Source organism: Paracoccus sp. NIOT.M2S5SZ12, assembly GCF_057748165.1.
Map to the genome: position 1 here is coordinate 339,016 of NZ_JBYLFR010000001.1, position 10,031 is coordinate 349,046.

The following is a 10,031-nucleotide window of genomic DNA, read 5'->3' on the forward strand; positions in this document are numbered from 1 at the left end:
ATGAACCAGGAACTCGCCACCAACCCCCTGAACCCGCTGGCCCCGCCGCGGCAATTCAATGAAATCAAGATCTCGCTGGCCTCGCCGGAAGAAATTCTGGCCTGGTCCTTCGGCGAGGTGAAGAAGCCCGAGACCATCAACTACCGCACGTTCAAGCCCGAGCGTGACGGCCTATTCTGCGCGCGCATCTTTGGTCCGATCAAGGACTATGAGTGCCTGTGCGGCAAGTACAAGCGCATGAAGTATCGCGGCCTGGTCTGCGAGAAATGCGGCGTCGAGGTGACCCTGCAGAAGGTCCGCCGCGAGCGGATGGGCCATATCGAGCTGGCCGCGCCGGTCGCGCATATTTGGTTCCTGAAGTCGCTGCCGTCGCGCATTGGCCTGATGCTGGACATGACGCTGCGCGATCTGGAGCGGATCCTCTACTTCGAGAACTATGTCGTCATCGAGCCGGGTCTGACCGACCTGACCTATGGCCAGCTCTTGTCCGAGGAAGAGTTCCTGGACGCGCAGGACAATTTCGGTGCCGACGCCTTCCAGGTGGATATCGGTGCCGAGGCCATCCGCGCAATGCTGTCGAACATTGACCTGGCGGCGACCGCCGACCAGCTGCGCGAGGACCTGAAGGCCGCCACCGGCGAGCTGAAGCCCAAGAAGATCATCAAGCGCCTGAAGATCGTCGAGAGCTTCCTGGAATCGGGCAACCGTCCGGAATGGATGGTCCTGACCGTGATCCCGGTCATTCCGCCGGAACTGCGCCCGCTGGTCCCGCTGGACGGCGGCCGGTTCGCCACGTCGGACCTGAACGACCTGTATCGCCGCGTCATCAACCGCAACAACCGCCTCAAGCGGCTGATCGAGCTGCGCGCGCCCGACATCATCGTGCGCAACGAAAAGCGCATGCTGCAGGAATCGGTCGATGCGCTGTTCGACAACGGCCGTCGCGGCCGCGTCATCACGGGCAACAACCGTCGCCCGCTGAAGTCGCTGTCGGACATGCTGAAGGGCAAGCAGGGCCGCTTCCGCCAGAACCTTCTGGGCAAGCGCGTCGACTTCTCGGGCCGTTCGGTCATCGTGACCGGCCCCGAGCTGAAGCTGCATCAGTGCGGCCTGCCGAAGAAGATGGCCTTGGAGCTGTTCAAGCCGTTCATCTATTCGCGGCTTGAGGCGAAGGGTCTGTCCAGCACGGTCAAGCAGGCCAAGAAGCTGGTCGAGAAGGAGCGCCCCGAGGTCTGGGACATCCTGGACGAGGTCATCCGCGAGCATCCGGTTCTCTTGAACCGCGCGCCCACGCTGCACCGTCTCGGCATCCAGGCGTTCGAGCCGATCCTGATCGAGGGCAAGGCGATCCAGCTGCACCCGCTGGTTTGTTCCGCCTTCAACGCCGATTTCGACGGCGACCAGATGGCCGTGCACGTTCCGCTGTCGCTGGAAGCGCAGCTGGAAGCGCGCGTACTGATGATGTCGACGAACAACGTGCTGTCGCCCGCCAACGGCGCGCCGATCATCGTGCCGTCTCAGGACATGATCCTGGGCCTGTACTACGTCTCGATGCAGCGTGACGGCATGAAGGGCGAGGGCATGGCCTTCGCCAATATCGACGAGGTCGAGCATGCCCTGGCCGCCGGCGAGGTGCATCTGCACGCCAAGATCCAGGCGCGCCTGAAGCAGATCGACGAGAACGGCAACGAGGTCTGGAAGCGCTTCGAGACCACCCCGGGACGTCTGCGCCTTGGCGGTCTGCTGCCGCTGAACGCCAAGGCGCCCTTCGAGCTGGTCAACCGCCTGCTGCGCAAGAAGGACGTGCAGGTCGTCATCGACACCGTCTACCGCTACTGCGGTCAGAAGGAATCGGTGATCTTCTGCGACCAGATCATGGGTCTGGGCTTCCGCGAAGCCTTCCGCGCCGGCATCAGCTTCGGCAAGGACGACATGGTCGTGCCCGACAACAAGTGGACGATCGTCGAGGAAGTCCAGGAGCAGGTGAAGGAGTTCGAACAGCAGTATCTGGACGGCCTGATCACCCAGGGCGAGAAGTACAACAAGGTCGTGGACGCCTGGTCGAAATGCAACGACCGCGTGACCGAGGCCATGATGTCGACCATCTCGGCCAACAAGCGCGACGAGGCCGGCGCCGAGATGGAGCCGAACTCGGTCTACATGATGGCGCATTCCGGTGCCCGGGGTTCGGTCAACCAGATGAAGCAGCTGGGCGGCATGCGCGGCCTGATGGCCAAGCCCTCGGGCGAGATCATCGAGACGCCGATCATCTCGAACTTCAAGGAAGGTCTGACCGTTCTCGAATACTTCAACTCGACCCACGGCGCCCGGAAGGGTCTGTCGGACACCGCGTTGAAGACCGCGAACTCGGGCTATCTGACCCGTCGTCTGGTCGACGTGGCGCAGGACTGCATCATCCGCGAGCATGACTGCGGCACCGAGCGCGCGATCACCGCATCCGCGGCCGTGAACGACGGCGAGGTCATCAGCCCGCTGTCCGAACGCGTGCTGGGCCGCACCGCGGCCGAGGATGTGCTGGTCCCGGGCGAGGACGAGATCATCGTCCGCGGCGGCGAGGTCATCGACGAGCGCAAGGCCGACGCCATCGAGGCGGCGGGCGTGCAGCAGGTGCGGATCCGTTCGGCGCTGACCTGCGAATCCGAGGACGGGATCTGCGCGCTGTGCTATGGCCGCGACCTGGCCCGCGGCACGCTGGTCAACATCGGCGAGGCTGTCGGCATCATCGCCGCGCAGTCGATCGGCGAGCCCGGCACCCAGCTGACGATGCGGACCTTCCACATCGGCGGCATCGCGCAGGGTGGCCAGCAGTCGTTCCAGGCGGCCTCGCACGAGGGCACGATCGCCTTCCGCAACGAGAGCATCCTGGAAAACGCCAATGGCGAGCAGGTCGTGATGTCGCGCAACATGCAGATCCTGGTCATGGACGACCAGGGTCAGGAGCGCGCCAGCCACAAGCTGTTCTACGGCTCCAAGCTGTTCGTGAAGGAGGGTGAGCGCGTCATCCGCGGCGCCAAGCTGTTCGAATGGGACCCCTACACCCTGCCGATCATCGCCGAGAAGGGCGGTGTGGCCAAGTTCGTCGACCTGCTGTCGGGCCTGTCGGTCCGCGACGAGACGGACGAAGCCACCGGCATGACCCAGAAGATCGTCACGGATTGGCGGTCGGCGCCCAAGGGCAACGACCTCAAGCCCGAGATCATCGTGATGGACGCGAACGGCGAGCCGGTGCGCAACGACCAGGGCAACCCGGTCAGCTATCCGATGTCGGTGGACGCGATCCTGTCGGTCGAGGACGGCCAGGACATCCGTCCGGGCGACGTGGTGGCCCGCATCCCGCGCGAAGGCGCGCGGACCAAGGACATCACCGGCGGTCTGCCGCGCGTGGCGGAACTGTTCGAGGCCCGTCGTCCGAAGGATCACGCGATCATCGCCGAGATCGACGGCTATGTGCGCTTCGGCAAGGACTACAAGAACAAGCGCCGCATCACGCTGGAGCCGTCCGAGGAGGGTCTGACCCCCGTCGAATACATGGTGCCGAAAGGCAAGCACATCCCGGTGCAGGAAGGCGACTTCGTGCAGAAGGGTGACTATATCATGGACGGGAACCCCGCGCCGCATGACATCCTGCGGATCATGGGGGTCGAGGCGCTGGCCGACTATCTGATCGACGAGGTGCAGGACGTCTATCGCCTGCAGGGCGTGAAGATCAACGACAAGCACATCGAGGTCATCGTTCGGCAGATGCTGCAGAAGATCGAGATCCTCGACGGTGGCGACACCACGCTGCTGAAGGGCGAGCATGTCGAGCGCGACGACTTCGTCGAGGAGAACGCCAAGATCGAGGCGCGCGGCGGACGTCCCGCCACGGGCGAGCCGGTCCTGCTGGGCATCACCAAGGCGTCGCTGCAGACCCGCAGCTTCATCTCGGCGGCGTCCTTCCAGGAGACGACGCGGGTCCTGACCGAGGCTTCGGTCCAGGGCAAGCGCGACAAGCTGGTCGGTCTGAAGGAGAACGTCATCGTGGGCCGCCTGATCCCGGCGGGCACCGGTGGCGCGACCACCCGCCTGCGTCGCATCGCGACCGAGCGGGACGCCGAGGTGATCGAGGCGCGCCGCGCCGAGGCCGAGGCCGCAGCCGCCCTGGCCGCGCCCGAGCCGACCCGCGGCATGACCGCGCCCGAGACGATGACCGAGAGCGCCACGGCCGATCTGCCCGAGACCAACGGCGAGGAGTGATCCCGCCCGCATGACCACCGCGAAGGCCCGGCCCCAGTGCCGGGCCTTCGTCATTGTATCGGCACGTCTTTGCGGTTGACCGATCAGGGCGGCTGCACATACTGCATCTGCCGGTCGGCGGGGGCAGGATGGATCATCCGGACATGGCGGGGACGCGCCCCGCTGCGGCATGCCCCGGCACGGCGATCGTCCGTTGCAGTCCAGCCCAGTCCCGAAGGCCGCCCATGTCCACGCCCCTGATCTCTCCGCTGCGCCGCACGCGGCCCGCCTCCATCCGCCCCGAACCGCTGCAGCCCGGCGACAACCTGAGGGGCGCGGGGCTGATGACCCTGTCGATGATGGGCTTCACCTGCAACGACACGATCATCAAGTTCGTGGCCCAGGACCTGCCGCTGTATCAGTCGATCACCATCCGCGGGCTGTTCGTGATGGTCGCGCTGGTCCTGCTGGCGCAGCGCGCGGGGGGGGCTGCGGCTGCGCATCCCCGTGCCCGCGCGCCGGCCCATGGCGCTGCGCCTGGTCGGAGAGATCGGCTCGACGCTCCTGTTCCTGAACGCGCTGACCCGGATGGAGATCGCCGACCTGACAGCGGTCATGCAGTCGCTGCCGCTGGTGGTCATGCTGGGCGCGGCGCTGTTCTTCGGCGAGACCCTGGGCTGGCGGCGCATCCTGGCGGTTCTGGTGGGCATGCTGGGCGTGCTGATCATCCTGCGGCCGGGCAGCGGGGCCTTCGGCATCTGGTCGCTGGTGGCCCTGGGGGCGATGCTGCTGGTGGCGGTGCGCGACCTGTCCACGCGGCAGTTCGGGCGCGATGTCAGCTCGAACACCATCGCCTTCTACGGCGCGGTCCTGGTCACGGTGACGGGGCTGGTGTTCAGCCTGGGGCAGGGCTGGGTGATGCCCAGCCCGACGCAGCTGGCGCTGCTGGCCCTGGGCAGCGTCTTCCTGACGGTGGGCTACCTGTGTGCGGTGGCGGCGATGCGGGTCGGAGAGATCGCGGCCGTCTCTCCGTTCCGCTACACCTCGCTGCTGGCGGCGATCGTGCTGGGCCTTCTGGTCTTCGGCGACTGGCCCGACCTGTGGACCTGGATCGGATCGGCGCTTGTCGTGGGCGCGGGCATCTATACCATCTGGCGCGAGGCGCAGCTGGGACGGAGACGCTGATGCGCGTGCAGATGCTGGGCCTGTGCCGCTTCTCCTATCTGGGGCTGCGCGGCTATCAGGTCGAGCATGACAGCATCGCCGCGCGCCGCGCCTATCTCTACGAGCCCGCGCGGCTGGAGCGGCGCTGGCTGTGGTTCACGACCGTCGCCCTGCCGGGCTGGCTGGCGCAGATCGATCCCGACTTCACGCTGGTGGTGATGACCGGTCCCGACCTGCCGCAGCCCTGGCTGGACCGGCTGCACGACCTCTGCGCGCGGGTGCCGCAGCTGCGGCTGTCGCTGGTGGCGCCGATGGAATACCACCTCCAGGCCTGCCGCGCCGCCGTTGCCCCGCATGTCGACGGGACCGCGCAGGTGATCGGGCATTTTCGCCATGACGACGACGATGCGGTGGCCATCGACTATGTCGCCCGCACGCGCGCGGATTTCGCACGCGTCGCGCCGCTGTGGCAGGAGCATGGGCGCCTGTCGCTGGACTACGCCCGCGGGCTGATGGTCGAGGCGCGCTCGGGTCAGCTGACGATCACGCCGCGGATCTGTCACAACATGGGCGTCGCGCTGACCATCTTCCTGCCGCCCGAGGCGCAGCAGACCGCGCTGGACTTCAACCACACCCGGCTGGCGCAATGGATGCCAGGCGTGCAGATCAGCGAGCCGCTGATGTTCCTGCGCTCGATCCATGGCGACAGCGACTCGGGCGACATGGGGCCGGGGCTGCCGTGGCAGCCCGAGGAGGGCGGGCTGAACCGGCTGCTGCGCGAGCGGTTTGCCCTGCGCCGGGGCGATCTGGCCCGGCTGGCGCGGCAGCTGGCCTGAGGCGCGCCGCATGGCCCCGGCACGGGGCGGCGGGGCAGGGGGCGCCGGTTGACAGCGCGGGGGATTCCCCCTATAGCCACGCGACCCGGCGGGAAACCGCCTCGGGGACCAGAACCCATGAGGTCAGGGTCCGGGCCAATCGCCCCGATCCTCTGGAATTATGCCCGTCAGCCCGTTATGGGCGGGACGGGCTTGGCATTTTGCGATTCGCGCAAGGTGCCGTCGAGAAGCGGCGCAACCGGTCGGTTGCGAGTATTGACAGAGCAAGACGGGGAACCGAATGCCGACGATCCAACAGCTGATCCGCAAACCGCGGCAGCCGAAAGTGCAGCGCTCGAAGTCGCAGCACCTTCAGGGCTGCCCGCAGAAGCGCGGCGTCTGCACGCGCGTCTACACCACGACGCCGAAGAAACCGAACTCCGCTATGCGCAAGGTGGCCAAGGTCCGCCTGACGAATGGCTTCGAGGTCATCTCCTACATTCCGGGCGAGAAGCACAATCTGCAGGAACACAGCGTCGTGCTGATCCGCGGCGGCCGGGTCAAGGACCTTCCGGGTGTCCGTTACCACATCCTGCGCGGTGTGCTGGATACCCAGGGCGTCAAAGACCGTCGTCAGCGTCGTTCGAAATACGGCGCGAAGCGTCCGAAGTAAGGAGAGGCATCCATGTCCCGTCGTCACGCCGCTGAAAAGCGCGATGTCCTGCCCGACGCCAAGTATGGCGATCGCGTGCTGACCAAATTCATGAACAACCTGATGGTTGACGGCAAGAAATCGACCGCCGAGCGGATCGTCTACAACGCGCTGGAGCGCGTCGAGACCCGCCTGAAGCGCGAGCCGATCGAAGTCTTCCACGAGGCGCTCGACAACGTGAAGCCCTCGGTCGAGGTGCGTTCGCGCCGCGTCGGCGGTGCCACCTACCAGGTGCCCGTCGAGGTCCGCCCGACCCGCCGCGAGGCGCTGGCGATCCGCTGGCTGATCACCGCCGCGAAGAACCGCAACGAGAACACGATGGAAGAGCGCCTGGCGGGCGAGCTGTCCGATGCCGTCAACGGCCGCGGCACCGCCGTGAAGAAGCGCGAAGACACGCACAAGATGGCCGACGCCAACAAGGCGTTCAGCCACTACCGCTGGTAAGGCGAAAGGATCCGACCCATGGCACGCGAATATCCGCTGCAGCGTTATCGCAACTTCGGCATCATGGCCCACATCGATGCCGGCAAGACGACGACGACCGAGCGTATCCTTTACTACACCGGCAAGTCGCACAAGATCGGCGAAGTGCATGACGGCGCCGCGACCATGGACTGGATGGAGCAGGAGCAGGAGCGCGGCATCACGATCACGTCTGCCGCGACCACCACGTTCTGGCAGCGCCAGGAGGACCCCACCAACGAGGGGACCTCGGACACCAAGTTCCGCTTCAACATCATCGACACGCCCGGCCACGTCGACTTCACCATCGAGGTCGAGCGTTCGCTGGCGGTTCTGGACGGCGCGATCTGCCTGCTGGACGCCAATGCCGGCGTCGAGCCGCAGACCGAGACCGTCTGGCGTCAGGCCGACCGCTACAAGGTTCCGCGGATCGTGTTCGTCAACAAGATGGACAAGATCGGCGCCGACTTCTTCAACTGCGTCCGCATGATCAAGGACCGCACCGGCGGCACTCCCTGCCCGATCGCGTTCCCGATCGGCGCCGAGGACAAGCTGGAAGGCATCGTCGACCTGATCAAGATGGAGGAGTGGGTCTGGGAAGGCGAGGATCTGGGCGCGTCCTGGGTTCGCCGTCCGATCCGCGCCGAGCTGCAGGATCTGGCCGACGAGTGGCGTTCGAAGCTGGTCGAGATGGCCGTCGAGCAGGACGACGCGGCGATGGAGGCCTATCTGGAGGGCACCGAGCCCGACGAGGCGACCCTGCGCGGCCTGATCCGCAAGGGCACGCTGTCGCTGTCCTTCTTCCCGGTCACCGCCGGTTCCGCGTTCAAGAACAAGGGCGTGCAGCCTCTGCTGAACTCGGTCATCGACTTCCTGCCCTCGCCCCTGGACGTGCCGGCCTACATGGGCTTCACCCCGGGCGACGAGACCGAGACCCGCAACATCGAGCGTCGCGCCGATGATGCGCAGCCCTTCTCGGGTCTGGCCTTCAAGATCATGAACGACCCCTTCGTCGGTTCGCTGACCTTCACGCGCATCTATTCGGGCGTGATGAAGAAGGGCGATCAGATGCTGAACGCCACCAAGGGCAAGCGCGAGCGCGTCGGCCGCATGATGATGATGCACTCGATCAACCGCGAGGAGATCGAGGAGGCCTTCGCGGGCGACATCATCGCGCTGGCCGGTCTGAAGGACACGACCACGGGCGACACGCTGTGCGATCCCGCCAGCCCCGTCGTCCTGGAGACGATGACCTTCCCCGAGCCGGTGATCGAGATCGCCGTCGAGCCCAAGTCGAAGGCCGACCAGGAGAAGATGGGCCTGGCCCTTCAGCGCCTGTCCGCCGAGGACCCGTCCTTCCGTGTCGAGACCGATCTGGAATCGGGCCAGACGATCATGAAGGGCATGGGCGAACTGCATCTCGACATCCTGGTCGACCGCATGAAGCGCGAGTTCAAGGTCGAGGCCAACATCGGTGCGCCGCAGGTGGCTTACCGCGAGACCATCTCGCAGCCGGCCGAGATCGACTACACGCACAAGAAGCAGACCGGTGGTACCGGCCAGTTCGCGCGCGTGAAGCTGCAGATCACCCCGACCGAGCCGGGCGAAGGCTATTCGTTCGAGTCCAAGGTCGTGGGCGGCGCGGTGCCGAAGGAATACATCCCCGGCGTCGAGAAGGGCATCAAGTCGGTCATGGATTCGGGCCCGCTGGCCGGCTTCCCGGTGATCGACTTCAAGGTCGCCCTGCTGGACGGTGCGTTCCACGACGTCGACTCGTCGGTCCTGGCCTTCGAGATCGCCTCGCGCGCCGCGATGCGCGAGGGTCTGCGCAAGGCTGGCGCCAAGCTGCTGGAGCCGATCATGAAGGTCGAGGTGGTCACGCCGGAGGAATATACCGGTTCGATCATCGGCGACCTGACCAGCCGGCGCGGCATGGTCCGCGGCCAGGACAGCCGCGGCAACGCGAACGTCATCGACGCCTTCGTGCCGCTGGCCAACATGTTCGGCTACATCAACAACCTGCGTTCGATGTCGTCGGGCCGCGCGGTGTTCACCATGCTGTTCGACCACTACGAGGCCGTGCCGCAGAACATCTCGGACGAGATCCAGAAGAAATACGCCTGATCCTGTGGCGGGGCGCCTGTCGCCCCGCCCCTTTACCAAGCATTGAAGAACAAGGAGCCATTCCATGGCAAAGGCAAAGTTTGAACGGACGAAACCGCACGTGAACATCGGGACCATCGGTCACGTTGACCATGGCAAGACGACGCTGACGGCCGCGATCACGAAGTACTTCGGCGAATTCCGCGCCTACGACCAGATCGACGGCGCGCCGGAGGAGAAGGCCCGCGGGATCACGATCTCGACCGCGCATGTGGAATACGAATCGGAAACGCGCCACTATGCGCATGTGGACTGCCCGGGCCACGCCGACTACGTCAAGAACATGATCACCGGTGCCGCCCAGATGGACGGCGCGATCCTGGTCGTGAACGCCGCCGACGGCCCGATGCCGCAGACGCGCGAGCACATCCTGCTGGGTCGCCAGGTGGGCATCCCCTACATGGTCGTCTACCTGAACAAGGTCGACCAGGTGGATGACGAGGAGCTGCTGGAGCTGGTCGAGATGGAAGTGCGCGAGC

The 10,031-nt window shown here is 65.9% G+C and carries 8 protein-coding genes; 7 read left to right on the plus strand and 1 reads right to left on the minus strand.

Features of this window, described 5'->3' with window-relative positions; translation table 11 throughout:
* A complete protein-coding gene (gene rpoC / locus AC2SGK_RS01740) occupies positions 1-4,257 on the plus strand; it encodes a DNA-directed RNA polymerase subunit beta' (protein WP_488321870.1) in 4,257 nt (1,418 codons plus the stop codon).
* 133 nt (positions 4,258-4,390) lie between these two features.
* Here the strand turns inward: rpoC and AC2SGK_RS01745 are convergent, their stop codons facing one another.
* Positions 4,391-4,606, minus strand: coding sequence for a hypothetical protein (locus tag AC2SGK_RS01745; protein WP_488321871.1), 216 nt, complete (start codon positions 4,604-4,606; stop codon positions 4,391-4,393).
* Between the two features lie 155 nt (positions 4,607-4,761).
* On the opposite strand from AC2SGK_RS01745, the gene AC2SGK_RS01750 reads away from it, so the two are divergent.
* The 6 genes from AC2SGK_RS01750 to AC2SGK_RS01775 all read left to right on the plus strand — a co-directional run.
* Positions 4,762-5,421: a DMT family transporter gene (locus AC2SGK_RS01750; RefSeq protein WP_488321872.1), complete on the plus strand. Its 660-nt coding sequence runs from the start codon at positions 4,762-4,764 to the stop codon at positions 5,419-5,421.
* Positions 5,421-6,236: a glycosyltransferase gene (locus tag AC2SGK_RS01755; protein ID WP_488321873.1), complete on the plus strand. Its 816-nt coding sequence runs from the start codon at positions 5,421-5,423 to the stop codon at positions 6,234-6,236. Before AC2SGK_RS01750 ends, AC2SGK_RS01755 begins: the two co-directional genes overlap by 1 nt.
* A gap of 280 nt (positions 6,237-6,516) precedes the next feature.
* Positions 6,517-6,888, plus strand: coding sequence for a 30S ribosomal protein S12 (rpsL, locus tag AC2SGK_RS01760; RefSeq protein ID WP_022705687.1), 372 nt, complete (start codon positions 6,517-6,519; stop codon positions 6,886-6,888).
* Between the two features lie 12 nt (positions 6,889-6,900).
* Positions 6,901-7,371, plus strand: a complete 471-nt coding sequence (rpsG, locus tag AC2SGK_RS01765; RefSeq protein ID WP_411838625.1) for a 30S ribosomal protein S7 — start codon at positions 6,901-6,903, stop codon at positions 7,369-7,371.
* An 18-nt stretch (positions 7,372-7,389) separates the two neighbouring features.
* A complete protein-coding gene (gene fusA, locus AC2SGK_RS01770) occupies positions 7,390-9,513 on the plus strand; it encodes an elongation factor G (protein WP_488321874.1) in 2,124 nt (707 codons plus the stop codon).
* A 64-nt stretch (positions 9,514-9,577) separates the two neighbouring features.
* Positions 9,578-10,031 (plus strand): GTP-binding protein (locus AC2SGK_RS01775; RefSeq protein WP_488321875.1); only part of this gene is annotated, 454 nt, incomplete at its 3' end.